The organism is Bartonella machadoae, assembly GCF_022559585.1.
Taxonomy (GTDB): domain Bacteria; phylum Pseudomonadota; class Alphaproteobacteria; order Rhizobiales; family Rhizobiaceae; genus Bartonella; species Bartonella machadoae.
In genome coordinates this window covers 1159518-1183711 of the sequence record NZ_CP087114.1, presented here as the reverse complement: position 1 = coordinate 1183711, position 24194 = coordinate 1159518, and the positions used below count along the sequence as shown (strand labels likewise).

The window sequence follows — 24194 nt, the reverse complement described above, 5'->3', positions numbered from 1 at the left end:
ACCTGTGAACCAGCGGTCCCAAAATGGCGACCACATAGTTTATCTGGTAATCGTTTTATCCTATTTCAACCCTTTCGTGTTTGAATTTATAACAAAACAGAAAAGCAACATAACCGTTTTTTAATCATTTTCACCATTACATAAATGTCTATCCTCTCGTTATTTCACTTTGCAATAAGTTGCAAAATACACTGTAAAGGATGCCAATTGGAAACACCTCTTTATTCCACGAACTGTCCTCTCTCTTCTTCTAATATCCATAACAACTATCTTAAAATAGCCATGGATCGTGAAATTCGTTTTGTAGTAACATATCCTGAAAGAAAAAAAACCAAAGGAACAATTGTTATTCTCGAAAGCTATGCAAATGCTATAGAAAAATATTTATTACCAATAAATGAAATTTCTAAACGCGGTTTTTCTACAGCAATATTTGATTGGTTTGGTCGAGAAAAATTACAATTCAATAAGAAACAAAAAAACCGACACTATTATTTTGATATTAACAGTGATATCAATGACTTATATGTATTTCTTAAAGAGATTGTTTACCGTGATTGTCCACCACCTTACTATATGCTCACCTATGGTATAGGAGGATTAATAGCTTTTGGCGGATTGGATTTCATTAATCATCAATTTAATAGAATGCTCTGTGTTTCTCCTCTCTTTGCTCCATTGGGCAATAAGACAAATGGCTTTCAGCATAAATTAACACAACTTCTTACTGATATAGGCCTTGGTTTTTTACCCGCTAAAGGTGGAAAAAAACTTGAACACACAACAAAACAAGCAAATATGCAATTGCCCCCCCTTCAAAAAAACAATGTCCCTTTTATCAAAGCCCCAACATCCCAATGGATGGCTTCAGTCCTTAATGCAATTGATTCTATAAAAAAAAATATACTTCATGGGCATTTACAAATTCCCACACTGTTTATTCTTGCGAATCAAAATAATATTGCCAATAACATTGAAACACGACGGTTATGCCAACATACACGCTTGACAGAGAGCATAACCATCACAGGTGCTGATCTCGATACAATCATGCATGAAGAAAGTCACAAAAAACAATTTTGGGCTGCATTTGATGCATTTATTCTCAATGAAAGATGAGTAAAATAATATTTCTTAATAAAATCATAATTCAATTTTACAGAAAGAAATATATAATTATAAGAGATCTTTTTTATATGAAAAGCCTTTTCATAGTCCTTTATTCTCATTGTAAAAAAGGAGATTTTAATACGAAAAACAAAATAGTTACTGGCAACATAAGTTACCTATTATAGAGGATTAATATTATTTTAAATAAAAATGGTTTTTGGTCTATTTAGGATGGGTGTTTTATAAATACACTCTGTGCATCTGTAACGCATATCCGGAAGTATACAAAATACAAACAGCAATAAAAAGCTCTACCTTATCCTATAATCTTCTCAAAAGTAGTAGTTAATATGATATCACTCTGATTTTCCAATAGAGATATTTTTTAAAGTGCATATTTCATGATTCTTATAAAGGAGCTCGAGCTAGAATAAAAAAACAAACAAACATAAGAAGCTGAAATGAATCACATTTGAAATATCTCAATACTTCTTTTCTTTTTCAAAGTCACCTACATTTCGAATTTAACCAACTAACAACTAATATGCTGTATTTTGGATAAGAATGTAAGAATTAACCATTTTGCCATTCATTCCAATTATAAGCATTTTATCATCTTTTTTATAAATACTCGTTATTGTATAATTGATGTGGCAAAAAACTATGACGAATGGAGCCATTGGAACATACTCATGAAAAGAATCCTGCTTGCAGAAGATGATAATGATATGCGTCGCTTTCTGGCAAAGGCCCTAGAACGTGCAGGCTATGAAGTTGCCGATTTTGATAATGGTGCTAGCGCATATGAACGTTTACAAGAAGAGCCATTTTCTCTTCTCCTTACTGATATTGTAATGCCAGAAATGGATGGAATTGAACTGGCACGACGCGCTACTGAAATTGATCCTGATTTACGAGTGATGTTTATTACAGGTTTTGCTGCCGTTGCACTCAATTCAAATAGTGATGCCCCTCCTGATGCAAAGGTACTTTCTAAACCGTTTCATTTACGTGAGCTTGTAAATGAGGTTGAAAAAATACTTATAGCAGCTTAAAAAAGCATTTTTCTAAATTATTTTTATGCTTAATTCAATCAGAAATTAAATTAGGCATTGACGTTTGTATTTCTATGTGGTGTATGCAACATCATTGAATGGGCGTGTAGCTCAGCGGGAGAGCACTACGTTGACATCGTAGGGGTCACAGGTTCAATCCCTGTCACGCCCACCATAGGCTTTTAAACTTCATATAGATTACTGATTCTCCATATGTTTTTTTAAGGTGCGGGGTACGTGAATAAAGGTTAGGGAATAGGATTTTTTAACATTTCTTACGAAACATGATTCCTTTTAGGAAGGTTTTTAGAAAAACGAATTATCCTATAGTGTTTTACTTTTTAAAAATTGATTTAAAGCTATAATATGGCTTTTTTAGAGTACAAAATTAATGCATAAAAAATCACAATAAAAGGTGCGTTTCTATAACAAACCGGCACCATCATTATATTTACTAGCCCCCAATGTTGTGACAGCCTTTGATATTTAAACGATTCATAAGAGGCATTTTTACGCCTTTCTTTAGAGTTTTTACCCACACGATAACCCTGCTTATGATGTGCAAATAAATGATTATGATTGATTAAACATAAGAGGATTTGAGATGAGAGCATCTTACAATATTCGGGGGTCTCATTCAACATGCAAAACAATAAATTATCGTTATAAATCAATGTATTGTATTATATAACATAGTACTCCTATAAAAATTTTAAAATAGCCCTAGCAGACATTTTATTGTACGTAGATTTAAAGACATAAATCTCATTTCACAATATTTAAATGCAAAACTAAGGAAGGTTATGAGCTTTTCAATATAGAAGTACCAAATAACATCACTTGAAAAACTATAAAAAACAAAAAACATTTAAAAATAACAATACACTCTCTGAAAAATTAAGCATCTGATCAACAACATCTGGTATCGAAGAAGGATATTGTTTCTTAAAAACGCGATTTGTTGTGTTAAAAACATATTGTAAAATTTATAAATTGTTATGGATGATAATTGCTTTACATTTCATTTGCATGCTTAATATTCGCATCATGATTTGCTTTTTATGCTCTGTTTGTAGATGGCAATCGTTTATAAAAAATTGTCAATTAAATCATGTATAAAATCATGGTTTCTAAAGAGAATTCATATAAAATAATATAATATAATATAATATAATATAATATAATATATTGAATTTATTGTGTTTTTTGTAAAAAAAATCTTAAATTTAGAGAAAACGTAAGTTTTTAAGGAAAAAAACCAATCTCCATCCTTACCATCATTTTTTAATTCAGCTTTACGACTTTCAAAAGTATCTAAAGCAATATCTTTTAAATAATGGAGAATACGCATTGCCTCACGCTTTTATTTGTCACGTTCTTTAGGGAACACGACCTTCACGAAGAATAAAATACCATTAGTTGCATATCCATAGTTTTTTGTAAAAGATATATCTTAGCCCATTTCACGACGACGTTCGTGAATGGTATACCGGACAAAGCCACATTGTAGCACCACCATCTTTAAGCTTATGACAGAGAAAGCCAACACCATCATTCTCTTTGCCCGCCCCCAATGTTGCAGCAACCATTGCATTAAAACGATTTATAAGAGGCATTTTACGCCTTTCTAAAGTTTTTTCCCCTATACGCCCTCTGCTTGTGACGTGCAAGTACGTGAGATGAAATGACAACATTCGGGGTGCTAATTTAATACGTAAAACAATAAATTATCATTATAAATCAACATATTATTTTGTAAAAATGCAAAAACCAGTATCTTTCTATTCTAATAACAACAAAGCTTCTAAAGCGAGAATACTTCTTTGCTTCAATTCAAATTTGCAATACGCAAAATAAATATAAATAATTTTGATGTTAGTAGCTTTATATGGAATATCATAAGCAGTGTATTCCCTACATACGATATTTGATAATATTTGAGTAATTCATAATACTCTCTTAAAGAAAAAGTCTGCTTTGAATAATAAAATCATTAAAATCCTTTAACGCAGAAAAGTTCAACCATAACTAAAGAAAAGGTTGATAATTAGAGAAGCATTTTTAACCGCATGAAACGCGTGAAGATATTGAGAGTAGAAATCCTTCTATGGATGTACTTACATTGTAAGAATAAGATATAGTTAATCTAAAACGGCATAATTAATACTATTTTCACTGAAAATAAAATAGGTACTTTTAATTTTTTCTAAATGAGAATCATCCTTTAAATCGTTTCTATTAAAGTGAGTTTTGGTAACCCACTTTGAAAAATATGCAATGTAGTGAAATTAAAGACAGTGCATGAATTGAGAAAGTTAGCAGCAACACGCGCAGCTAATGTTGGTGCTACAGTTTCATCAATGAAAGCATTTTTAGAATGCATGGAAGATAAAACAGCATCGCTCTATTAAAACGGCGAGTAGAAAACGATTAACCATAGAAGCAATCAAAAAGCTTCAAAAAGGTTCGGGATAGACAGGAAAATAAGTTAAACGAACAAAAGATTTACAACTACCTAACTTCTCTATAACCTACTCATTCTACTTAGATATGGCGATCCCGACAGTTGCGCTATATATTAATAAAATCAAGGTATTATAGAGACGTTAGGGAATTTTGAATCCTCTGATTCTTTTAACTTATTTTCCTGTCTATCCCGAACCTTTTTGAAGCTTTTTGATGGCTTCTATAGCTAATCGTTTTCTATCCGCCGTTTTAGTATAGAGCGATGCCATTTTATCTTCTGTCCAGCCAAAAAGCGCTTTCATTTGTGAAACTGTAGCACCAGCATTAGCAGCGCGTGTTGCTGCTAACTTTCTTAAGCCATGGGCTGATTTTTTTATTCCTGCAGCGTTACATGCCTCACGAAACAGGTTACCAAAACTTTCTTTGACAAGCTTATTTCCGCTTTTTCTACAAATGAACGTTTCATTTCCAATAGGACCAATTTTAAGAGTTTCTGCTAATTCAGGCAAAATGGGTAGAAAAACATCTGTTTTAAATTGGCTCTTTTCTGTTTTTAAGTGAATGATATTCTCTTTAACATCTTTCCAACCAATGCGAACAGCATCACCACGACGCAAGCCGGTGTACAGAAGAACGTCAATCCAAACACGTTCATGCGTTCCTAATTTCCAGCGATGATAGTATTTCTCAATATCGTCTTCTAACCATGGCGCTAATCCCTCTGTATTAAAAGCTTTTGGTGCTTTAACACTCAAGGCAGGATTTATATTTAAAAGAGCATTATCAACTGCCCAATTAAAAAGACCATTTAGAGCCGTTAAAAAATGCTTAGCCGCGGCTGGGGTCTCTCGTCTTCTGTCTACGGCATCAAGGATATGTTGTTTTTTTATACTTTTATAAGCACGGTCGCCAATATGTTTAGAAACATTGTTCAGGATTCGATATTTAACTTTTTTGGTTGATTCTGATTGATTATGCCATTGCATGCTTTGTAAATATTGATGCAACAGCCAATCAAAAGAGCCTTCTGTAAGTGTGGTGCGTTTCGTATTTTTTGATGAGCCACTTTGCGCTTGTTTAATAGCAACTGTATAATTGTCAACAAACTCTTGTGTTCCGTAGGTTCCTTCAATGCGAAATCGTGGTCCGTGACCAATACGAACATACCATATGATTTTCCCATGGCGCGTTCGTTCACGAACAAGATGTGGTGGACGACGTTTTGGCATGGCTAAAACTTTATATCGTCGACAGGACGACAAATTTTCTTAGTACTAGATTCTTCATTTTCAAGCGGAGGAAAATCATCAATGCTATAAGCATTATCCATGTTTGTTGGAGGTGTGATTTTATTGATATGAATAAGTACTTCACCGGTAGGTTTGATTTCTACGACCTCTGCTCCTTGTTTTTTGGCTTCTCTTAAAGCACGTGCAATAGCAGGTTGTGTTATAGTAGGTGGACGGTGTCCCATGTTTATTCCCCTTAATTTAGGTACAATTTGCCCTGTAGCGTGAATCACGCATTTCTTGAAAGTTGTTGTGAGAGGGCGGGGGTGCTGGGAGGAGAGAGCACCCCCATAGGGTTAAGCAGCTTTTGTCAAGATCTGCTCCATGTCTTGCTCTATTTCTGCTAAAAAGACTTCGACTGCTTTAGTAAGCTGTTCAATTTGTTCATCATCACGGTGGATGCGTTTGACTTTCATTCTCAAACCAGTAGATCTGCCTACAAATTGTGGATTATAGCTAATGAAATGACACCATTTGCGCCCTGTACAAGCCATTTGGAATTGCATCTGCGCTATGTATTCAGGTTTAATCTCGTCATACATAAAAAAACGAAGATGCGTTGTTGACTGTGGACATTTGACTTCAACTAAACCGTCTTCTCCAATCAAGCCATCAGGACTAGCCCCTGCCATCTCTATGGTAGGATGTGGTATAAAACCGCATTTTATGACATCGGCATCATAAATGAATTCATATTCTTTCAGGGCGTCCTCTTCATGTTCAATCCCCCATTGCATAGATGGTGTTATATAAGATTGGCTTATTTCCCCTGTTAAGCGTTCTGTCATGAGTTTGATTTTGTAGTCTTCATATTTGCTTGTCGGCAATCCTTTGGCTGTTCTACTGAGGATATTGTAAACATTAGAGGCTGTGACTTTTCCTAATCTTGCTTGAAACCATTCTGCTGTTCTTTGGTCCATATCACACCGCCGTTTGTTGTTGTGTTGATGCCATTTGCTTATTTTGTTTATCTTTTAAAAGGTGCAAAATGGTTTGCGCGCTCTGATCAGAGATATCGTCAAGCTTTTCGACATTTGCATAAGAAAGTATCTTTTTTTCTTCTGCTTTTGTTTGTATCATCAGTCTTCTGATTTCATTGATCTGCTCCGGAAAAGCCGGTTTTTCAGGCATATTCCCATCTTTATCGTCTTCTTTGCTTGCGACATTAAGAAGCATGCCTAACAGATATCTGCGTGCATAGGTAATCGTAGAACCAAGAGATTGAATATTATTTTTGCTTCCTTGTCCATCAATTGGAAATGTTCCTTCTGTTGAGATTTGATTTCCTGAAGGATGAGACAGAGTTATTTCTATGGTAATGTTTTTTTCTGTTTGATTTTTAATATGAGAAAACAAAGCGAAGCGGTGTTTTGCAAGAGTGTCCTTTACAGCGTCAATATACTGATCAAGGGTTGCATATGCACTCTTAGTATGGTTGTTTTTAGCATTTTTGGTGATTGTTTGATATTCGATTTGCATAGCCGAAAGATCATGAATAAAGCTCTGATGGTTCTGTCTTTTTATTTCTTTTTCTCTTAAATCAAGAAGACGTTCTAAGCGGTCCATGTCGACGTCACTTTCTAATGCTTTATTTAAAATGCGTTCCATAGCAGTTTGTTCGACGTCTAAATGTTGCGTTTTTTCAACTTCTGTTAAGCTCGTATTTTGTTCATTCATCTTGTTTTCCTCCATTAGCGTGCAACTCACCCGTTGCGTGAATCACGCTTGTGTTAAAAGGGTTGTTTGTTGCTAAATTTTTATGTCTTGAGGAATTCTCGTGTTTCCGCAAATGAGAGCCAATCCACAAACCTTAGCATTTCTAAAAATCTTGACTTCGTCATAAATGCAAGCACTATCATAAACTTGTGCATCTCCAAAAATCTCAACACTTTTCAAAAAAGCGCCTGCTACAGTAGCATGATCATAAACTTGTGCATTTTGATAAATGTGCGCACTCCCTGTAACTTTTGCACTACCATAAACCTTGGCATTGCCATAAACATAGGTATCGCCGCTAACATCGGCATCACCATAAATCTGAGCATCACCATAAACCTTAGCATCGCCTCCAACCCAACAATTACCTTCGTGACTGAGGTTCTTTTCCTTTTCTATCCAACCGCCTAAATCTCCTTTTTTTACATCACCAAAGTCTTGCAATGCACGGACACGGCGAAGAGTTCTACTAGAAACCTCTATTGTTTCACCAGTAAATTCGTATTTTTTCATATGGTTTTTTCTCCAGTTGAGATGGACTGATTGCCGCCAATACATGCGTTCCAACAAACACATGCATCTCCATAAATCTTTCCAAGAGCGTAAACCTCTGCCCTACCCTTAACTTTTGCATTTTCATAAACTTCTGCATTATTATAGACACGTGCTTTCTCATAAACCTTGGCTTGACCGTAAACACGTGCTTTGCCATAAATCTTAGCTTGGTCGTGAACGCGTGCTTTGTTGTAAACTTGTGCATAACCATAAATATGAGACTTGCCACAAACTACCGCATTACCGAAAACTTGTGCATTATCGCAAACCATAGCATTATCAAAGACTTCTGCTTTTCCGTAAACTTTTGCTTTATTTAAAATACACGCTTCAGATTCAATACAAGCATTTCCAAAAACATTTGCATTGTCACTAATATATGCTCTGTCTGCAATGCGTGCTTTTTCAAATACTCTTGCATTACCGCAAACTTTAGCACTATGAGAAACACAAGCATTGTCCCCAACCCAACAATCCCCCTCATGGCTTAAATTGCCTTCATGCTCTATAAAACCGCCTAAATCACCAGCTTTAATATCACCAAAGTTTTTCAATGCACGAATACGGCGAACCTTACGCCTATAAACTATATCGATTTCATCAGTAAATTCGTATTTCTTTTCCATGGTTTATTTCCTTCATTAGCGTGCAACTCACCTGTTGCGTGAATCACGCTTGTGTTAAAAGGGTTGTTGTTAGAAGGCTGTGTGATATTGACCACCTCCCCGCCTTTAAAAACGAGGAGATGACATTATAAACTAAGCAGCTTTCACGATAGATCTTGCTAACACCTGTTTAGCTTCTTTAATTAAAGCTTTGTATTGCCTGTTTTCTTCGTCTACTCTAAAAGCATCAATAAGGCGCATATGAATTGGGCCTAAAAAATACAAAACTTTTTCACCAGCATTCATACCCTCCCAATGGCTTGGTAAATCAAAGCGTGTATCATTATTAGATAACACGTTGATTTATAAAGATAATTTATCGTTTTGCATGTTGAATGAGACTCCCGAATATTGTAAGATTCTCTCATTTCAAACCTGCTTATCTTGAATCAATAAAAACCATCCCTTTGCACATCAAAAGTGGGATTAACGTGTGGATAGAAAACATTTAGAAAGGAGTAAAAATGCCTTTAATGAATCGTCTTAATGCAAGGGCTGTCGCAACATTGGGGGCTGGCAAATATAATGATGGTGCCGGCTTGGTACTTCATAAGCGTAAAGATGGGGGTGCTCAATGGATTTATCGATATACCATTCACGGGCGGCGTCGTGAGATGGGCTTGGGTGCTTTAAGAGATGTCTCTTTAAAACAAGCCCGTGAATTGGCAACCCAATGGCGTTTTGTTATTCGTGATGGTCGTGACCCCATTATAATCAACAGCTTGGTTTCTTAGTTTCTTTTCACACTCAATAAAGTAACGACGAGCTTGCCTGCCTTTCTCATTTCTCTCAACCATAGAAAGTTCTTTCGCCATGTCTAAGGTAAGGTGGTATTCTTTACTTATAACATTTTTACGTTTCTCATTTTTGAGAAACGTAAAACCAAAATCTTGATTTTCCAAAAATCCATATTCATTAATACGACGTACAATCCAGTCTGCAAATTTAGAGTTGACTTCTAAAAACGTGTACAATTCACGTGCATCAACCGTTTGAACTGTTTCCTGATCAATAACTTTTTCTGATATTTTAATTAAAGTGTTCATGTGAACTCCTGTTTGTTAGACGTTTTTGATTGACACTCTAAAAGAGTGCCGGGTGCTCAAAAACACGGCAAACAGTCCGTCGTTATGCTTTCCCCATAAAGGGTATTGTATAGCATAACCACACCCGACGGGATCATTATATGCGTGTAGCATAGAATGAGTCAAAGTCTTTAATGTGCGGAAGAAAGATTGTTTCGGCAATCTATCCGCTGTTTGCTTAAGGTGTTTTTGAGGCACCTGATTCGACAATAGACATAATGACATTATCTTGTCAAATAAAAAATTAGCAAACCCACGTAAATAAATTAGGTTTATTTTATCAAACCGCTTATATTTCTTTTCCATGATGGTCACCCCTTAATGCATGCTTTGTCTTTTAAGTTCTTGAGAAAGCACACCAATGCCTTTTGTTGTGATTTTTGCTGAAGGAATGACTTTATTTATTCCGCCAGACGTTTGAATAGTGATGGTAGGACAATCCATCAGACCTTTTTGGATTTTGTCTTGATAAGGCAACAGATGCCCATTTGCCATGCGTCGATAGACCCAACCCTTTTGCTGTAAGAAGAGAATGAACTGTTTTGGTTGCATTTCGAGTATTTTAGCAACTTCAGTAAGACCGAAAAGACCCTCATGGCGCTGTAAACTTTCAAGAGCCATTGCCTTTGGTTTTAATTCTGCAATCATATTGTCTTTTTGTTCATTCTCATTTTTGAGATAATTTAAAACCCCTAACATGACTTGTGGACTAGAGTAATCGATTTGCGGTGCCATTACTTGCTGTTCTAATTGTTGCCAACGATCTATGATCTTTGCTCGTAATGCTGTGCTGTAACCTGAGACGAGGATTAAACATTCGCGCTTGGGAAGATTATAACAATTTTGAGGTCTACCTTGTGTGTCTAAATAGGTCGATCCAAATTTGGATTGACCCCCTTCAGGGTACAATTCTCCTAACATTTGTCGAATATCACGCATAATATGTGCATGCTGTTTACTACACAATTCTGCAATTTCACGACTCGACATGGTTTGAATAGCTTCGTTCTTAAAAGTACTTTCTGCTGTTGTGACAAGATTATGCATGCCTGTATTCCATTTGTGATAATATTTGAAAGAAAGAAAAGGAGGCGTTTTTAAAAACGCCCTTAGAAATTTAAATCACGTCACAAAGACGCAAACGGTGTTGCTCTTCATAAGTACCGTACATTTTATCTTCATATTCACGCTGTTCGATATCGTCTAAAAACACCCCGTATGCTGTGCTATGTAGAATAAAGTCATGAGGTATTATTCCGTAAAAGCACTGTTCTTCACGTTCTATAAGATAGGATTCTGCGATATCTTCAGAAATATCTTCACAACTGTTTTCAGAAGGATTTATGCGAAAGATTTTTATGGCATCATCTGCCTCGTCAATCATTTCTAAAACTTGGCTTTCATCAAGTGGACCCGAATGCCCAATGTGTTCATCATCACAGATAACTAATAAAATTTCATTGGAATTAATAAGAATTGGCTTATCCATAATTTCCCCTCCCTGATGCCTCTTGGCAATCTCTTGTGTTTGGTTTATGGATATATTAGTACAATATGCACTAAACATTGTCAAGTACATAATGTACTATTTTTTTCAAAAAAATAAAAAATTACGAATCACTACATAATTTAGGGAATCAAAAATCTGAAGTTTATTATTAGAAATCAATCAAACTCATCAGAACTTGCTGACGGTATCTGCGTTTACATATCAAGAATAGTGCGTCGTACACGACCTATTATAGAGATAGCACCTTCAAGTTTTGGGGCTTTTATAGTCTTATCGTATGAAGCGGGCTGAAAAGGAGGATTATCATTAGGCCTGTATCTTTTATATGTCGCTTGACCAGATTCATCTGCTATTACATAACAGGCGTTAGGAACAAGTTTTTTATCTCGCATATTTACAAATATTATAGAATCTGGAGGGCTAATTTTATTCATAGATGCGCCATCTACACGTAAAGCAATCCATTCACCGGCGGGAAGATTAACAGCCTCTGTCATAGGATAATCTGAAAAATCCATTATTCCATCCTGCTCGCTTAACTCTCCGGCACTAATCCATGAAATGAGAGGAATACTTATATTGAGGCTAGGATTTTCTTGAGGAGACTCGCCATACAAAATCCATCCCGGATCTACATTAAATACTTGTCCATATAGCTCTGCTATTTGGCGTGAGATGCCACGATTTCCATTTTCGTGACTAATTAGGGTATTTTGATTCAAAGCTGGTATAGCACGTGCAGCTTCACTTGGTGTTGCATACCCAGCATTCTTGCGTGCTATTTTAAGTCTATCTTTTGGCAAATAAGTCATCTGTACATTATCCACTATTTTTTTAATTCATTGTGTACGATTTTATCTTGATTTTAAATTGTACGTAATGTACTGTTATTGTCATGGTTAATAATTTTTGTGTCAAAAGTTTGATTGAATCTTGGGGGTCTATACGCCAATTTGCAAAGGAAATTGGTTGTAGCTATGAGGCTGCACGTAAAATGCGTGACCGCAATAGTATTTCTCCAAAATATTGGAACATAATTATTCAGTTGTCCAAAACTAAAGGTTTATCTTGGGTTACACTAGAGTGGTTCCTTCACAATTATGGAAGTAAATCTCATATGGTTATTCGTCCAATGACAAAACAAAAAAAAGATACGCTTCATTTAGTGGAGAAAGTTAGTGCACAAAACAAATCACAAACAGGAACATCTTCTTATATTGTTTCTTCCATAGATAATAACAAACACCAACAGCACCATTCACACTCTTAAAGAAGAAAGATTAAGAGATGATAGATGAACCACATATCACTATAAGCAAAGTCCAGTTGATTGATCTTGTTAATAAGATTGGACAGAAAGACATATATTGTAGTGTCCGCTCGCCTCATAGTACACATGAAACAAGCATAGATCCCTCATCAAAAAGTTCTCTTGTTTGTACGCTGTGTAGTATTTTTGTGCGTGATGATAGAAATTATTTTCCGTTATTGCCGTACGATGACTTTGATCAATGGTTTTCATCTGTGTTTACGCAAGCTTTTACGGATTGGTTTGATAATTATTTTTCTCAAGAGTTGTCATCTTTTTATCGCTTAAATGGGCTGATCTTGTTTATGGTCTCAGTCAAAAATAAGCTTGATATCTTAAGGGATGACCTCATCGAAAAAAGAAAAGAAGAAATCGAATTAATAGATGATGCATAAAAATGTTTGCCTAAGTGAATTAATCCAATTTTTTAAAGTCTATGAGGTTGGTTTGTGTAGTTACAGTCATTGTTGTTTCTGGTTGCAGTGGGGATGTGTGGGTAATGATTAAAGTAACTTGGTCTTTTATATTTTCTTCACGCGCTGCCACAACAATCCCTATTGTTGTGTACTTATCTTCTGAGGGATCTATAGGAATATTAACATCGACTTCTTGTCCCGTTCGAAAATTCTTTGCTTTATCACAGTATCCGGATGATATTGTGTGTGACTTTGGTTTGGCATTAGAATTAACATATGGTGATTGCATTTGCCGCCATTTTTCTCCACGTTTATATCTGATGCCATATCCAAGAATAAAGCGAGAACCATCTTTTAGCTTTATATTTAAAACGTGGATGGTAGTTTGTGCACTGTTTTTTATCTTTAAACAAAGAAGCGTCCACTTGCCCATTGTTGGCAAATGGGGTCCAGTTATATATATGGAAGGTGGCGTTCCTAAATCCTCTACTCTTTTATTATCTAACAAAATTTTAATATGTTCTTCTGACCATTTGGCAAGATCTTTTGTCGATTTTGCTTGCTCTTTAAGGGCTATCGTCTGTTCTTGGCTTTCTGCAAATTGCTTGGTTATCCATTCTCTATCTTCTTCTCGTTTTTTTGCAGCTTTTTCTAAATCATCTTTGCGGATCTTAGCCGCTTCTTTACGGTCTTTATTTCTTAAAATAAGCGCTACTAAAAGTGATCCGGCAAATGACAGAAAACCTGTAAGAAATATCTTTATCCATTCTTGCATCTTTCCCCTCCCCACTTTTTTCGAATCGTTGAGAGGTTACTTTTTTACAAACATTTTTTCAAGACAGCCAATCGCAACGCACTCTGTCATAGCGCACGTATAAATACACAACAGCCTTAAGGGGGGATTATGATCACTAACGCACCAACCATTCTTTGCCTTGATCTAGGTACCAAAACAGGCTGGGCGATACGTGGTGTGGATGGTCACATCTTTAGTGGAACGGTCAATTTTCAATCACGCCGTTTTGAAGGCGGTGGGATGCGTTATTTGCGCTTTAAGCAATGGCTTACAGAAATGAAAGTAACAGCGGGTAGTATTGATGCCGTGTATTTTGAAGAGGTGCGCCGTCATGTTGGTACTGATGCGGCGCATGTCTACGGTGGTTTGTTAGCAACCTTAGCAAAATGGTGTGAACATCATCAGATACCTTATGAAGGCATCCCTGTTGGCACCATAAAGAAGGAAACGACGGGGAAGGGGAATGCCTCAAAAGAAGAGATAATTAAGGCGATGTGTGCAAAGGGACACGAGCCTAAGGATGATAATGAAGCGGATGCTTTAGCAATTTTATATTTAATGAAAGAAGGGGATGCGCATGTCTAGTAAATTACCGTGGACGAGGCTGTTTGCAGACAAGTGGGTAATTAATCTCGCTTGTTTACCTTCAATTGAAGGTAATGTTTATATGCGCCTGCGGTTGCAAATGTTGCACACTGGAGAGCCCCTTGTAAACAATCTTAAAGTTTTAGCCCATTACACTGGTTATTCAGTAAAAACATTTGTGAAAGCTTTAGACGTTTTATTAAGTATGGGGCATATCATACGTCTGGAAGATGGTCGCTTATGGAATTTAGATGTTGAAGAAGAATTCAACAATTCTAATGGGAATTTAGATAAGGTATCAAAAACATCTCGATCAAAGAGATTATCAGAGAGAGCACAAAAAGCAGCAATAGCAAGATGGGAAAAACATAAAAATGATGCTTGTGATCATGCTAAAGCCCCTGAAAATACTGAAAATTATGCTAAAAATGATGCTAAAGTTGTTAAGCATGATGCTAAAAGTATACTTAAGGATGCTAAGCATGATGCTTATGATATGCTTGATGATGCCTATATATATAACATAAACAATAACACTAACATTAACAGTTATAATAAAAAAACTAACACTATCGTGTTAGCAAAAAAAGAAATTGATTTTGAAGATTTAGAAACAAACGAACAGGTTGACGAGCCTTCAGAAGATCATGATTGCGAAAAGCGAGCAGATGCAATCGAAACGGTGGCAGAGGATAAACCTCCCATTCACGAGCAAGAAAACATTCCAAAAAAAGCCAAGCGCTCTCAAACCAATCGTGGTTGTCGATTACCAGACGATTTTGAACCGGATTACGATTTCGCAATTGCAGAGGGCTTGCCTCCAGAGCGCGTGAAAATCGAAATCGCAAAGTTTAGAGATTATTGGAAAGCCAAGACAGGCAAGGATGCAACCAAGGTTGATTGGCAAGCAACATGGCGCAATTGGATTAGAAACTCAAAAGATCATAAAATTAATCAAATAGGTGGTAATTATGGAAAACCAATCCTTGAAAACACAAGACAACAACGCAGCCAAACTTATCGAATTGCACGCTACATGTCCGATATCAAAAATTCAGACAGTGCGTACAAGTTTTTATTCGAGAATGACGAAAGAACTACCATTCCTTTGGTTACAGGGACAAAAACCCTCGATTGCAGAAGCGGAGATAATTACTTCATTAGCCAATGATGCGTTAAAAAAGCTTGAGAGAAAAGCAACGGAAGAGGAAATCCAAACAACGTATCTTGTGTTGTCGAATGGCCTCAAAAGATCATTGGAATGCGATGAAAAGGCAACAGCACTTGCGTATTTTTATACCCTTGACGGAATAAGCAGCTGGGCATTGCAAACGGCAACAAAGAACGCTTTGAAAGGCAAAGCAGAAGGTTTAAACGCAACTTTTATGCCATCAACAGCAGATTTTTATCGTTACTGTGAAGAGGTTGAAAACGGTATACGCATAAATATTGATCAAATACTTAGGTACCTTCAAAGACCTGAGATAGAGGACAAAAGAAAAGAGCCGCCTTTAACACCAGAGTGTGTAGAAAAGCTTGAAGCAGAGCTGAGTGAAGCTTTAAAGGGCACTAAAGATAAGACAGCAAAATAGTGAAAAATGCTGATCATTTTGCAATTTGATATGCGTTTAAATCAACAAAAAGAGACCCTACAGTCAATTTTGGGGCAAATAGACCAATTGGTAAAATTATGGACTAAAAACATGAAAATTTTCAAAGATTTGTTTTTAACAAAGCGTAAACAACCGCAAAAAAAATTTGTTGCAACAGCAAGAGGGCATGCCCCATGGGGATTAGGGGTTACAGAGTATTTTTATAACCTTTATGAATATGAAGATGGTGCAAGAGAATATGAGGAATTTGATGGTGGTCAATATCATGAAATACCAGAAAACGCAGATTACAGTACCAAAGCGCAAGTGAAAGCATGGCTATATGGTGGTGCTGTGCCTAAAAGCGTTCTCAACCTTGAACCCCTCATAGATGAAATTAACAGAGAGATCAAAAAATTATCAAAAAACACAGGAAATGAATATGTTTACAGATAAGCAGCTAAGAGCCTTGTTGGGCGTTATAAGTTTTATATTTTTATGTTTTTTAGGAATAAGAAAAAATATTGACTTTATTCAGACTATTTTGACATTCGCGTCTGTTTCTTTGGTAATAGTAACAATTGTTTTTGCAATTTTATGCAATTCTCATATTCCTTATGAATTGCAAAATAATCCAAAATATAGATGCGGCAATACAACAGGTTGGCAGAGATTAACACGTGATTTACAACAATATATGCATAGGCTCTTAAAGCTCATAACTTTAGCACTTGTCGTTTTACTTTTTCCAAATAGTTATAAAGAAACGGTTTCTTTGCCCGTCATTTCTCAGTACGTGGAACATAATTTTTCTTTTTCATTGGATAGTGTACTTTGGTACTCAGATATTGCTCTTTGGTATTCTCTTTTAGTTTGTGTATTCTTTCTTATTTTGCGTACACGCAGTTTGATAAATATATCTATTTACACACTACAGTGCTCCATTAAAAAGCCATAGTAAAATTTCCGATTTTGATAGAGTTTTCGTTATCTATACAGGAGACTTCAGTGAACAAATTAACACCTCAATCTGATGGAGATACTAAGTTTCTCCTTGATATGCTTGAGGTCCATCTGAAAAAAAATAATGGTTTTATAAAAACTGATTGAATCCATTATAATCGTAAATATCGAACAACCAACAGAAAATGAAATAGACCCAATGGATAAAAGCCCAGTTACGCATGTTTTTGATTATTTAGAAAAAGTTCGTAAAGGTGAGGCTTTCACAGTGGATGGATGTCCAATACCACCATCTCAAAATGTTCCTGGATTTTGCTATATTGTCTGCGATTTAACTGAAAGTATGAGAAGATCTTGCAGGTTTTTGGATTTAACTAAAACAAACGATGGTATGCGATATTTTGGTTACCATAAGAACTACAAAACCTATATAGAAGTTTTGTCTTTTGAAAAGCTTAAAAACTAGAGAAGCTAAGTGGGGTTTAGGACAGAGTAGATATTAACTCTTAGAACTTGATACTATACACCATGCACCTGTATCAATCGATCTTTATTTTAAAGAGTGCTATAAAACATAATTTAATATGTTAAAAAACAATAATATCCTTTTGAATTGATTGAAAAAAAATATACAAATCATGTTAAAATTTTATATGTATAAAAAAGGTGCAAATTTAAGGTAAAAAAACATGCTGAATAAAGTGATCTTAATTGGGCATTTGGGGGCTGATCCCGAAAGCAAAACAATGAATAATGGTACTGAGGTGGTCAATTTTCGTATGGCTACTTCTGAGAGCTATACTGATAAGGCAACCAATAAAAGAGTCGACAAAACGGAATGGCATTCTGTTGTGGTTTTTAATCCACATCTGGCAAAAATTGCTCTTCAATATCTCAATAAAGGTTCAAAGGTCTATGTAGAAGGTAAATTACAAACCCGCAAATGGAAAGATAGAAATGGTGGTGAACATCTTGCAACAGAGATTGTCTTGCCACAATTCAAAGGTGAATTGTATTTACTTGATGCAAAGAAAGACCAACCTGCATCCCCTACCCCTTTACCGGTCACTGCTCAAAGTTATGCTGCTACTTCAGGAGCTGCTGATTATGGAAAACCTGTCAATGATGCTATTCCATTCTGATTGAAAAATATGACAAAGAAAAAGAAACGAGCAAAACGTGGGCGTCCCCGAATTAAGGGATGTGTAAGAGAACCAAATGGACGCATCTCAAGAGCAAAAACACCGCGTGAACCTGTTGATCAATTGGCAATAGAAATGCGTGCTAAACGCTTTGGTTTGTCCATAGAAGATGCCAAAAATCCACTTGCTGGTACCTATATCGGGCGGCTTTATTTACAAGGTCAACTTACTCAAGATCAGTATGAGGCTGCACAAAAATATCTTGAAGTGAAAAACAATTACCTCTGTGCAAAAGCGTTACCTAATGCTGTTTATGATGAAATGCCTACAACTTCTGATGATGGTGCAAGAGAAAAATGGGTAAAACTTACTACAGAGCGGTTTTTAAATATGCAAGAGGCAATAAAAGAAGCACAATATCTATATCGCCAACACAATTTTTATGCCGCATTACAATATCTTGTTATAGAAGATCAAATGCTACCGCATCTTGTTAATTCACTCTGTATTGTACTTGATGCACTTCACAAACATTTTGTGCAAAACCGGTAGTTGTCAAGCGGCATCTTGAATATGAATGGTAACTTCTTTTCCAAGAGTAAGAAGAGTGGATTCTAAAGCGTCTAACTTTGTTGCGTGATTTAAATCCAACAATCGATCAATTTGTATTGGGTGAAGTTCTAAAAGACGTACAAGATCAGCTTTACGTAAGTTTTTTTCAATCATAGCGTTATGTATTGCAATTTTTAAAGTCACTAATGAAGAGACTTCAACAAAAGGATAGATAGCATCATACGCTCCCAAAGGAACAACTTCACGATCTTGGAAACGCCCCATAATAACTGTTAAAAGGGCATTTTTAGCCTGTTCTAAAGCTTCTTTTTCGTCGTTACCGTAGGTAATAAATTCCTGAAAATCTTTAGAGATGACAAGAAGAGTATCATTGTCATCTTTGATAAATTTTATTGCATATTTCATTTGCACCTCCATATTCAAGCTTATTTTAGACCAAGATCTTTAAGAATCTTCTGAACTAATCCTGTTCCTAATTCTTTACGTGTACCATGCATAGGTAAAACAGACTTTTTAGAACCGCGCTTTACAAGCAAATGTCCACCCTTCCCTGCAGTAAAACTACAACCATGCTTTGTAAGATATCTTTTCAATTCTTGACTGTTCATTATAATAATATAACATCTAAAATGTTTTAACACAACACAAATGTTGTATTTAAGGAAAATAAATAACGCTTTCTAAAAACACCAGATTTTGATCAAAAAAATAAAAAAATACTAGATGATGATTTTTTCTGTTGACATCGTGTAAAAAATCCTATTTAATGACAATACTGCACTAGTCGTATTGCGTCTAAAATTCAAAAATGTTCCCTAAAAATTTAGTAAAATATAGACCTGAAACAGGGCTAAAGAGCTCGGTTTTCTTGGTAATTCTGGCTTGTCCATTTTTCACAGTGTAAACATCAATATTTGACGCATGATGTCATTAAATCATTCCTCAAAAGGAGCAATAATGAAAGCTGTCATCACTAAACCAATCTGTGTCGTTGGCGACAATAAAAGCACCGTTCGTTTTGAACCTTCTACACAAAATACCCCTTTTGTTGAGGTTTCAAATCAACTCTATGCTCGTCTCAAGCGTGCCAATGCTGCAAAACCTTTTGTTGAAAGCAAAACAAATGCAAAGCCTGATAAGACAAGTGAAAAGGTTGAGAAAGAAAAAAATGAAAATGTCCAAACATCAACTGAAGCAGTGGTAGAGGAAACCACACCCAAACAAACCAAAACATCTAAAGTTTCTAAGACAGCAACATCTACTCCAAAAAAGGCTTAGAAGTTGAAATTAATTATCCACCAAAAATGGTATCTTCAACAAATGAAAGATACCTTTACAAATCTTCAAGCACCACGCCTGAATTGGGCTTTGCGTAACGCTGTAAATACCGCAGCAAAACAAGTGGAGCGTTTTGCCGAAAAGAAAGTTTCTGAACTTACATCAGCAAAATCAAAGCGTATCAAGAAAGGTGTTTATATTAAAGGCAAGGCTACAGCACAGCTTCTCGAGACAGATATCATTGGCTCTGGAACACCGATACCTCTTAAATTTTTTAAAGCAAGAGAAACAAAACATGGTGTGACCTACACAATATTTGGCAAAAAAGAAATCTTACCTCATGCTTTTATTCGAGGTGGGAGTTTTCCAAAGCGTGTTGAATTAAAAATGGGCAATAATGTTTTTCAAAGAGCCGATGGTGATCAATTCCCCATTGCAAAACAAGAAGGACCCTCAATTGCTGGGGTAATGTCCAAGCCAGAAATTGCAAATACTATTACACAATATGCCAATGAGAGATTAATTGCCAATATACAGAGACAACTTGACCGTCAAAAATATGCTGCTAACAAGAAAAAGAAATAATGTTCTTAAGCTACGCCTATGCATGCCATACTATATTTTTCTTTCTTGACAAGATGGCACCAATATGTCTATTGTCGAATCAGGTGCCTCAGAAACGCCTTAAATACACAGCGGGTAGATTGCCGAAACAATCTTTTTCCGCCAATTAAAAGCTTTGACTCATTATATGTTACACGCATATAATGCATTGTCGGGTGTGGTTATGCTATACAATACCCTTTATGGGAAAAGCATAACGACGGACTGTGTACCGTGTTTTTGAGCACCCGGCACTCTTACGAGATGTTGAATCAAAAACTTTTAATTACACAGGAGCCAAATCATGGCACAATATTTAATTAATATAAATCAAACCACTATTGATGGAGATACCGTTCAGACGGTGAATGCTCGTGAGTTACATGTTTTTTTGGAAATAGGAAAAGATTTCTCTACTTGGATTACTGACCGTATCAACAAATATAATTTATTAGAAAATCAAGACTTTGTTTGCTCCCCGATTTTGGGGAGCAAAGGCAGAGGTGGTCATAATCGTAAAGACTATTATCTCACCTTAAGTGTAGCAAAAGAACTTTCTATGCTTGAGAACAATAAGAAAGGTAGAGAAGCTCGTTTGTACTTTATCGAATGTGAAAAACTTGCAAAGCAGGTAGTCACACCACAGGTTGATTATTCAAGTCCACAAGTGATGCTAGGTGTCTTAACACATCTAAAAAACGAAAATGAACGTAAAGACATCATAATTGCAGAGTTAGAACCCAAGGCAAAGGCACTTGATGGTTTAAAACGCTCTGATGGTCTGTTTGGTTTGATTGAATCTGCAAAAATGTTAGAAATACGACCAAAGGACTTAACCGATTACTTACGTAAACATGATTGGGTCTATCGAAGGGCTCCGGGTGCTCCTTTGTTACCCTATCAGGACAAGATCAAGAAAGGTCTTATGGATTGCCCTGCTATCACTATTCAAAGACCGGATGGTACAGAAAAGGTGCTCCCTTCAACAAAAATCACATCCAGAGGATTGGCTTGCTTGAGAGAACAAATCCATGGAGGTGTGCAATGAATACCAGTATCGATTTTTTATGCGATTTGTGGATGGCGTTGTTTCAGTTTTCTGATCGTGATGATGTTGAAGATAAGGCTTTTAATGCTCTCATTGAAACCATGGATGCAATAGAAAAAGCTTTGATTTTAAAACTTCAAGATGAATCACCAAATGCACTCAGGATTTTGGCAATGATTACAAATTTTGGGACTTTAAAACCTCCTCCAATTATGGAGCCTTTATTGAAAGCTTACGAACCAGATTTGGACAACCCCATTAAAAAAGTTGCTTAAGTGAAAACAAGACTCCCCTCCCCGTTCTCAAAAGTGGGGAGGATGTTGATTAAAAGAAAACTACCAATCATGTCTCTTCTATTCCAGAAAAAATACAATAAAATCAATGCAAAAGGTACTTTCCAGCGGGTTGGGAGTGTTGCGGGGCAGGACAGCGCGAACTATCGCTAGCGTTAGAACTTTTCAAATTGACTGTACATTGTACACATAACGCATTGATAAATAACGATTTCAATATGTGTACTGTACAATATATGATTATTTAAAGACAAAAATTATTGAAAGATACTTGACATTATTTCTGTAATATATATTTTCGAATCAGGTGCCTGAAAAACACCGAACGATAAGCGGATAGATTACCGAAATAATCTCTTCCCGCCGAAATTTAAAAACTTTGACTCATCACATGCTTTGTAGCATATAGTGATTTTGTCGGGTGTGGTTACACTATACAATACCTTTTTGGGAAAAGTGTAACGACGGACTTATCGCCGTGTTTTTCAGCGCCCGGCACTCTCTTTAGAGTGTCAATGAAAAACATCTAACGATAAGGAGTTCACATGAACACTCTTATAGAAATTAAAGAACGGGTTATTGATCAGGAAACTGTTCAAACAGTCAACGCACGTGAGCTACATGCATTTTTGGAAGTGAAAACCAGTTTTAAAGATTGGATTATCAGACGCATTCAAGATTGTAAATTTAAGGAAGGATATGACTTTTGCTCTTTTTTGAGCGAAAGTTCAGGTGGACGTCCTTCTAAAGATTATGCTCTCACGTTAGATATGGCTAAACACCTTGCCATGATTGAGCGTAATGAAAAAGGGCACCAAGCAAGAGAGTACTTTATTGAGTGTGAAAAACTTGCAAAGCAGGTAACAACACCACAGATTGACTACTCAAGTCCTCAAGTGATGTTAGGTGTCTTAACACATCTAAAAAACGAAAATGAACGTAAAGACATCATAATTGCAGAGTTAGAACCCAAAGCCAAAGCACTTGATGGTTTAAAACGCTCTGATGGTCTGTTTGGTTTGATTGAATCTGCAAAAATGTTAGAAATACGACCAAAAGATCTAACCGATTACTTGCGTAAACATGATTGGGTCTATCGACGGGCTCCGAGTGCTCCTTTGTTACCCTATCAGGATAAAATCAAAAAAGGTCTCATGGATTGCCCTGCTATCACAATTCAAAGACCGGATGGTACAGAAAAGGTGCTCCCTTCAACAAAAATCACATCCAGAGGATTGGCTTGCTTGAGAGAACAAATCTTTGGAGGTGTGCAATGAAGGTAGATACCAATTTTTTATGCGATTTGTGGATGGTACTATCTCAATTTTCTAACCATCAAGGCATTGGAGATAAGGACTGTAAAGCACTTGTTGAGGTTATGGGCATAGTAGAAAACGCTTTGATTTTGAAACTTCAAGATGAAGTGCCCAATATTACAAAGATTTTAGCAGTTCTTACAGACTTTGGAGCTTCAGAGTTTCCCGCAGCGATAGATCCTTTTTTAAAAGCTTACCAGCCGAATTGGGAAAAACCTATTAAAAAGGTTGCTTAAGTAAAAACATATCCCTTCCCACTTCAAAAGTGGGGAGGATGTTAATTACACCTACAGATTAAGCTGTGAATGAGAACCAAGACGCACCAAAATAAGTCTATCTTGACCAATTAATCGATAAATCAAAACCAAATCAGGTCGAATATGGCAATCTCGATAATCTTTCCAATTTCCAGTTAATGCATGATCATGATGTCGAGGTTCTAAAGGTTGATCATTTGCTAATGCTGCAATAATTTGGCGCAAGTCAGTCTCTAAAAGATGCCGATATCGCCCTCTCATTTCACGCTTAAAATCACGTTTAAAGATAGTGGTACGTTCAATCGTCCGCATATAAATCATCAAATAATTCGTCTACAGAATTAAACTTTTTTAAGTTGCCTTCGTCTAATTCAGTAAAAGCCGCTATGGTCTCTGCATTGGGTTGAAATAAAAAGGACGGAATAGCTTTATCTTGCGCAATACGCGTCATCAACACTCTCACAACATCACTCACCGATAAACCAGAGGCTTGAATAACTTGATTAGCGACATTTTGGATCTCTTCTGGTACACGCGCTTGCACCATGCGACTGGTAGCCATGATGATTTCT

General features: G+C 36.2%; 32 protein-coding genes, 1 tRNA gene and 6 pseudogenes. 21 read left to right on the top strand and 18 right to left on the bottom strand.

Annotated elements, in window-relative coordinates; all coding sequences use genetic code 11:
- Positions 1-207 precede the first annotated feature (207 nt).
- The 3 genes from LNM86_RS05665 (at position 208) to LNM86_RS05655 (ending at position 2340) form a co-directional block, all read left to right on the top strand.
- Positions 208-1119, top strand: coding sequence for a serine aminopeptidase domain-containing protein (locus tag LNM86_RS05665; RefSeq protein WP_241438771.1), 912 nt, complete (start codon positions 208-210; stop codon positions 1117-1119).
- 683 nt (positions 1120-1802) lie between these two features.
- Entirely contained in the window at positions 1803-2165 is a 363-nt protein-coding gene (cpdR, locus tag LNM86_RS05660; protein ID WP_004858948.1) for a cell cycle two-component system response regulator CpdR, read from the top strand.
- 100 nt (positions 2166-2265) lie between these two features.
- Positions 2266-2340 (top strand) — tRNA-Val (locus LNM86_RS05655).
- Between the two features lie 251 nt (positions 2341-2591).
- On the opposite strand, the pseudogene LNM86_RS12965 reads toward LNM86_RS05655, so the two are convergent.
- Positions 2592-2673, bottom strand: a pseudogene (locus tag LNM86_RS12965) (DUF4102 domain-containing protein); the annotation flags it as partial.
- Between the two features lie 717 nt (positions 2674-3390).
- Positions 3391-3781 (bottom strand): annotated as a pseudogene (locus LNM86_RS12960) (integrase); the annotation flags it as partial.
- Between the two features lie 621 nt (positions 3782-4402).
- Between LNM86_RS12960 and LNM86_RS05645 the strand changes: the two are divergent.
- Positions 4403-4640: pseudogene (locus tag LNM86_RS05645) on the top strand (tyrosine-type recombinase/integrase); the annotation flags it as partial.
- A 176-nt stretch (positions 4641-4816) separates the two neighbouring features.
- On the opposite strand, the gene LNM86_RS05640 reads toward LNM86_RS05645, so the two are convergent.
- From LNM86_RS05640 to LNM86_RS05610, 7 genes and pseudogenes are all read right to left on the bottom strand, one after another.
- The gene (locus LNM86_RS05640) at positions 4817-5860 is read right to left on the bottom strand and encodes a tyrosine-type recombinase/integrase (RefSeq protein WP_241438769.1); all 1044 of its coding nucleotides are present in this window, start codon (positions 5858-5860) and stop codon (positions 4817-4819) included.
- A 2-nt stretch (positions 5861-5862) separates the two neighbouring features.
- A complete protein-coding gene (locus LNM86_RS05635) occupies positions 5863-6105 on the bottom strand; it encodes a hypothetical protein (RefSeq protein WP_241438768.1) in 243 nt (80 codons plus the stop codon).
- 111 nt (positions 6106-6216) lie between these two features.
- On the bottom strand, positions 6217-6840 hold the full coding sequence (locus LNM86_RS05630) for a lambda exonuclease family protein (protein WP_241438399.1): 624 nt from the start codon (positions 6838-6840) through the stop codon (positions 6217-6219).
- Position 6841: 1 nt separating this feature from the next.
- Positions 6842-7597, bottom strand: a complete 756-nt coding sequence (locus LNM86_RS05625) for an ERF family protein (RefSeq protein WP_241438047.1) — start codon at positions 7595-7597, stop codon at positions 6842-6844.
- A 72-nt stretch (positions 7598-7669) separates the two neighbouring features.
- Positions 7670-8149: a hypothetical protein gene (locus tag LNM86_RS05620; RefSeq protein ID WP_241438046.1), complete on the bottom strand. Its 480-nt coding sequence runs from the start codon at positions 8147-8149 to the stop codon at positions 7670-7672.
- On the bottom strand, positions 8146-8817 hold the full coding sequence (locus LNM86_RS05615; protein WP_241438767.1) for a hypothetical protein: 672 nt from the start codon (positions 8815-8817) through the stop codon (positions 8146-8148). The genes LNM86_RS05620 and LNM86_RS05615 overlap by 4 nt, the downstream gene beginning before the upstream one ends.
- Positions 8818-8949: 132 nt before the next feature.
- Positions 8950-9144 (bottom strand): annotated as a pseudogene (locus tag LNM86_RS05610) (phage antirepressor Ant); the annotation flags it as partial.
- 176 nt (positions 9145-9320) lie between these two features.
- On the opposite strand from LNM86_RS05610, the pseudogene LNM86_RS05605 reads away from it, so the two are divergent.
- Positions 9321-9566 (top strand): annotated as a pseudogene (locus LNM86_RS05605) (Arm DNA-binding domain-containing protein); the annotation flags it as partial.
- Here the strand turns inward: LNM86_RS05605 and LNM86_RS05600 are convergent.
- From LNM86_RS05600 to LNM86_RS05585, 4 genes and pseudogenes are all read right to left on the bottom strand, one after another.
- A pseudogene (locus tag LNM86_RS05600) lies at positions 9564-9902 on the bottom strand (antA/AntB antirepressor family protein); the annotation flags it as partial. The pseudogenes LNM86_RS05605 and LNM86_RS05600 sit on opposite strands and share 3 nt — an antisense overlap.
- 357 nt (positions 9903-10259) lie before the next feature.
- Positions 10260-10988 (bottom strand): Rha family transcriptional regulator, encoded by a 729-nt coding sequence (locus tag LNM86_RS05595; RefSeq protein ID WP_241438766.1) that lies wholly within the window; start codon positions 10986-10988, stop codon positions 10260-10262.
- Positions 10989-11058: 70 nt separating this feature from the next.
- Positions 11059-11430, bottom strand: a complete 372-nt coding sequence (locus tag LNM86_RS05590) for a hypothetical protein (RefSeq protein ID WP_241438765.1) — start codon at positions 11428-11430, stop codon at positions 11059-11061.
- Positions 11431-11645: 215 nt separating this feature from the next.
- Positions 11646-12263, bottom strand: coding sequence for a S24 family peptidase (locus tag LNM86_RS05585; RefSeq protein WP_241438931.1), 618 nt, complete (start codon positions 12261-12263; stop codon positions 11646-11648).
- Positions 12264-12346: 83 nt separating this feature from the next.
- Between LNM86_RS05585 and LNM86_RS05580 the strand changes: the two genes are divergently transcribed.
- A complete protein-coding gene (locus tag LNM86_RS05580) occupies positions 12347-12721 on the top strand; it encodes a hypothetical protein (RefSeq protein WP_241438764.1) in 375 nt (124 codons plus the stop codon).
- Positions 12722-12738: 17 nt separating this feature from the next.
- Positions 12739-13155 carry a hypothetical protein gene (locus tag LNM86_RS05575; protein ID WP_241438763.1) on the top strand — a complete coding sequence of 139 codons (417 nt, stop codon included), beginning with the start codon at positions 12739-12741 and terminating at the stop codon, positions 13153-13155.
- 19 nt (positions 13156-13174) lie between these two features.
- On the opposite strand, the gene LNM86_RS05570 is transcribed toward LNM86_RS05575, so the two are convergent.
- Entirely contained in the window at positions 13175-13951 is a 777-nt protein-coding gene (locus tag LNM86_RS05570; protein ID WP_241438762.1) for a hypothetical protein, read from the bottom strand.
- A gap of 129 nt (positions 13952-14080) precedes the next feature.
- Between LNM86_RS05570 and LNM86_RS05565 the strand changes: the two genes are divergently transcribed.
- The 8 genes from LNM86_RS05565 to LNM86_RS05530 all read left to right on the top strand — a co-directional run bounded on the left by LNM86_RS05565 (position 14081) and on the right by LNM86_RS05530 (position 18806).
- Complete coding sequence (locus LNM86_RS05565) at positions 14081-14557, top strand: crossover junction endodeoxyribonuclease RuvC (protein WP_241438761.1); 477 nt, start codon at positions 14081-14083, stop codon at positions 14555-14557.
- Positions 14550-15728 (top strand): YdaU family protein, encoded by a 1179-nt coding sequence (locus tag LNM86_RS05560; RefSeq protein ID WP_241438760.1) that lies wholly within the window; start codon positions 14550-14552, stop codon positions 15726-15728. The genes LNM86_RS05565 and LNM86_RS05560 overlap by 8 nt, the downstream gene beginning before the upstream one ends.
- The gene (locus tag LNM86_RS05555; RefSeq protein ID WP_241438759.1) at positions 15643-16149 is read left to right on the top strand and encodes a hypothetical protein; all 507 of its coding nucleotides are present in this window, start codon (positions 15643-15645) and stop codon (positions 16147-16149) included. The genes LNM86_RS05560 and LNM86_RS05555 overlap by 86 nt, the downstream gene beginning before the upstream one ends.
- 111 nt (positions 16150-16260) lie before the next feature.
- Positions 16261-16605 carry a hypothetical protein gene (locus LNM86_RS05550; protein WP_241438758.1) on the top strand — a complete coding sequence of 115 codons (345 nt, stop codon included), beginning with the start codon at positions 16261-16263 and terminating at the stop codon, positions 16603-16605.
- Positions 16592-17107 carry a hypothetical protein gene (locus tag LNM86_RS05545; RefSeq protein WP_241438757.1) on the top strand — a complete coding sequence of 172 codons (516 nt, stop codon included), beginning with the start codon at positions 16592-16594 and terminating at the stop codon, positions 17105-17107. Before LNM86_RS05550 ends, LNM86_RS05545 begins: the two co-directional genes overlap by 14 nt.
- A 204-nt stretch (positions 17108-17311) precedes the next feature.
- Entirely contained in the window at positions 17312-17578 is a 267-nt protein-coding gene (locus tag LNM86_RS05540) for a hypothetical protein (protein WP_241438034.1), read from the top strand.
- 223 nt (positions 17579-17801) lie between these two features.
- Entirely contained in the window at positions 17802-18254 is a 453-nt protein-coding gene (gene ssb / locus LNM86_RS05535) for a single-stranded DNA-binding protein (protein WP_241438033.1), read from the top strand.
- A gap of 9 nt (positions 18255-18263) precedes the next feature.
- Positions 18264-18806 (top strand): hypothetical protein, encoded by a 543-nt coding sequence (locus LNM86_RS05530; protein WP_241438032.1) that lies wholly within the window; start codon positions 18264-18266, stop codon positions 18804-18806.
- Between the two features lie 3 nt (positions 18807-18809).
- Here the strand turns inward: LNM86_RS05530 and LNM86_RS05525 are convergent, their stop codons facing one another.
- Positions 18810-19232: a type II toxin-antitoxin system HicB family antitoxin gene (locus LNM86_RS05525; RefSeq protein WP_241438031.1), complete on the bottom strand. Its 423-nt coding sequence runs from the start codon at positions 19230-19232 to the stop codon at positions 18810-18812.
- 20 nt (positions 19233-19252) lie between these two features.
- On the bottom strand, positions 19253-19435 hold the full coding sequence (locus tag LNM86_RS05520) for a type II toxin-antitoxin system HicA family toxin (RefSeq protein WP_241438030.1): 183 nt from the start codon (positions 19433-19435) through the stop codon (positions 19253-19255).
- A 349-nt stretch (positions 19436-19784) separates the two neighbouring features.
- On the opposite strand from LNM86_RS05520, the gene LNM86_RS05515 reads away from it, so the two are divergent.
- From LNM86_RS05515 to LNM86_RS05490, 6 genes are all read left to right on the top strand, one after another.
- Entirely contained in the window at positions 19785-20105 is a 321-nt protein-coding gene (locus LNM86_RS05515; RefSeq protein WP_241438930.1) for a hypothetical protein, read from the top strand.
- A gap of 42 nt (positions 20106-20147) precedes the next feature.
- Positions 20148-20690, top strand: coding sequence for a hypothetical protein (locus LNM86_RS05510; RefSeq protein ID WP_241438929.1), 543 nt, complete (start codon positions 20148-20150; stop codon positions 20688-20690).
- Positions 20691-21012: 322 nt separating this feature from the next.
- Positions 21013-21756, top strand: coding sequence for an antA/AntB antirepressor family protein (locus LNM86_RS05505; protein WP_241438756.1), 744 nt, complete (start codon positions 21013-21015; stop codon positions 21754-21756).
- Positions 21753-22031 carry a hypothetical protein gene (locus LNM86_RS05500; RefSeq protein WP_241438755.1) on the top strand — a complete coding sequence of 93 codons (279 nt, stop codon included), beginning with the start codon at positions 21753-21755 and terminating at the stop codon, positions 22029-22031. Before LNM86_RS05505 ends, LNM86_RS05500 begins: the two co-directional genes overlap by 4 nt.
- Before the next feature lie 563 nt (positions 22032-22594).
- Positions 22595-23326, top strand: a complete 732-nt coding sequence (locus LNM86_RS05495) for an antA/AntB antirepressor family protein (RefSeq protein ID WP_241438754.1) — start codon at positions 22595-22597, stop codon at positions 23324-23326.
- The gene (locus tag LNM86_RS05490) at positions 23323-23601 is read left to right on the top strand and encodes a hypothetical protein (RefSeq protein WP_241438753.1); all 279 of its coding nucleotides are present in this window, start codon (positions 23323-23325) and stop codon (positions 23599-23601) included. The genes LNM86_RS05495 and LNM86_RS05490 overlap by 4 nt, the downstream gene beginning before the upstream one ends.
- A gap of 51 nt (positions 23602-23652) precedes the next feature.
- Here LNM86_RS05490 and LNM86_RS05485 read toward each other — a convergent pair whose 3' ends face one another.
- Together LNM86_RS05485 and LNM86_RS05480 are read right to left on the bottom strand one after the other, a co-directional pair.
- Positions 23653-23934 carry a type II toxin-antitoxin system YafQ family toxin gene (locus LNM86_RS05485; RefSeq protein ID WP_241438928.1) on the bottom strand — a complete coding sequence of 94 codons (282 nt, stop codon included), beginning with the start codon at positions 23932-23934 and terminating at the stop codon, positions 23653-23655.
- On the bottom strand, positions 23921-24184 hold the full coding sequence (locus LNM86_RS05480; protein WP_241438752.1) for a type II toxin-antitoxin system RelB/DinJ family antitoxin: 264 nt from the start codon (positions 24182-24184) through the stop codon (positions 23921-23923). Before LNM86_RS05480 ends, LNM86_RS05485 begins: the two co-directional genes overlap by 14 nt.
- Between the last annotated feature and the right edge of the window lie 10 nt (positions 24185-24194).

Coding starts and splice junctions, on each gene's coding strand:
- cpdR (WP_004858948.1), top strand. CDS start 1,803: ATGAAAAGAATCCTGCTTGCAGAAGATGATAATGATATGCGTCGCTTT.
- LNM86_RS05640 (WP_241438769.1), bottom strand. CDS start 5,860: ATGCCAAAACGTCGTCCACCACATCTTGTTCGTGAACGAACGCGCCAT.
- LNM86_RS05635 (WP_241438768.1), bottom strand. CDS start 6,105: ATGGGACACCGTCCACCTACTATAACACAACCTGCTATTGCACGTGCT.
- LNM86_RS05630 (WP_241438399.1), bottom strand. CDS start 6,840: ATGGACCAAAGAACAGCAGAATGGTTTCAAGCAAGATTAGGAAAAGTC.
- LNM86_RS05625 (WP_241438047.1), bottom strand. CDS start 7,597: ATGAATGAACAAAATACGAGCTTAACAGAAGTTGAAAAAACGCAACAT.
- LNM86_RS05620 (WP_241438046.1), bottom strand. CDS start 8,149: ATGAAAAAATACGAATTTACTGGTGAAACAATAGAGGTTTCTAGTAGA.
- LNM86_RS05615 (WP_241438767.1), bottom strand. CDS start 8,817: ATGGAAAAGAAATACGAATTTACTGATGAAATCGATATAGTTTATAGG.
- LNM86_RS05595 (WP_241438766.1), bottom strand. CDS start 10,988: ATGCATAATCTTGTCACAACAGCAGAAAGTACTTTTAAGAACGAAGCT.
- LNM86_RS05590 (WP_241438765.1), bottom strand. CDS start 11,430: ATGGATAAGCCAATTCTTATTAATTCCAATGAAATTTTATTAGTTATC.
- LNM86_RS05585 (WP_241438931.1), bottom strand. CDS start 12,263: ATGACTTATTTGCCAAAAGATAGACTTAAAATAGCACGCAAGAATGCT.
- LNM86_RS05580 (WP_241438764.1), top strand. CDS start 12,347: ATGGTTAATAATTTTTGTGTCAAAAGTTTGATTGAATCTTGGGGGTCT.
- LNM86_RS05575 (WP_241438763.1), top strand. CDS start 12,739: ATGATAGATGAACCACATATCACTATAAGCAAAGTCCAGTTGATTGAT.
- LNM86_RS05570 (WP_241438762.1), bottom strand. CDS start 13,951: ATGCAAGAATGGATAAAGATATTTCTTACAGGTTTTCTGTCATTTGCC.
- LNM86_RS05565 (WP_241438761.1), top strand. CDS start 14,081: ATGATCACTAACGCACCAACCATTCTTTGCCTTGATCTAGGTACCAAA.
- LNM86_RS05560 (WP_241438760.1), top strand. CDS start 14,550: ATGTCTAGTAAATTACCGTGGACGAGGCTGTTTGCAGACAAGTGGGTA.
- LNM86_RS05555 (WP_241438759.1), top strand. CDS start 15,643: ATGACGAAAGAACTACCATTCCTTTGGTTACAGGGACAAAAACCCTCG.
- LNM86_RS05550 (WP_241438758.1), top strand. CDS start 16,261: ATGAAAATTTTCAAAGATTTGTTTTTAACAAAGCGTAAACAACCGCAA.
- LNM86_RS05545 (WP_241438757.1), top strand. CDS start 16,592: ATGTTTACAGATAAGCAGCTAAGAGCCTTGTTGGGCGTTATAAGTTTT.
- LNM86_RS05540 (WP_241438034.1), top strand. CDS start 17,312: ATGGATAAAAGCCCAGTTACGCATGTTTTTGATTATTTAGAAAAAGTT.
- ssb (WP_241438033.1), top strand. CDS start 17,802: ATGCTGAATAAAGTGATCTTAATTGGGCATTTGGGGGCTGATCCCGAA.
- LNM86_RS05530 (WP_241438032.1), top strand. CDS start 18,264: ATGACAAAGAAAAAGAAACGAGCAAAACGTGGGCGTCCCCGAATTAAG.
- LNM86_RS05525 (WP_241438031.1), bottom strand. CDS start 19,232: ATGAAATATGCAATAAAATTTATCAAAGATGACAATGATACTCTTCTT.
- LNM86_RS05520 (WP_241438030.1), bottom strand. CDS start 19,435: ATGAACAGTCAAGAATTGAAAAGATATCTTACAAAGCATGGTTGTAGT.
- LNM86_RS05515 (WP_241438930.1), top strand. CDS start 19,785: ATGAAAGCTGTCATCACTAAACCAATCTGTGTCGTTGGCGACAATAAA.
- LNM86_RS05510 (WP_241438929.1), top strand. CDS start 20,148: ATGAAAGATACCTTTACAAATCTTCAAGCACCACGCCTGAATTGGGCT.
- LNM86_RS05505 (WP_241438756.1), top strand. CDS start 21,013: ATGGCACAATATTTAATTAATATAAATCAAACCACTATTGATGGAGAT.
- LNM86_RS05500 (WP_241438755.1), top strand. CDS start 21,753: ATGAATACCAGTATCGATTTTTTATGCGATTTGTGGATGGCGTTGTTT.
- LNM86_RS05495 (WP_241438754.1), top strand. CDS start 22,595: ATGAACACTCTTATAGAAATTAAAGAACGGGTTATTGATCAGGAAACT.
- LNM86_RS05490 (WP_241438753.1), top strand. CDS start 23,323: ATGAAGGTAGATACCAATTTTTTATGCGATTTGTGGATGGTACTATCT.
- LNM86_RS05485 (WP_241438928.1), bottom strand. CDS start 23,934: ATGCGGACGATTGAACGTACCACTATCTTTAAACGTGATTTTAAGCGT.
- LNM86_RS05480 (WP_241438752.1), bottom strand. CDS start 24,184: ATGGCTACCAGTCGCATGGTGCAAGCGCGTGTACCAGAAGAGATCCAA.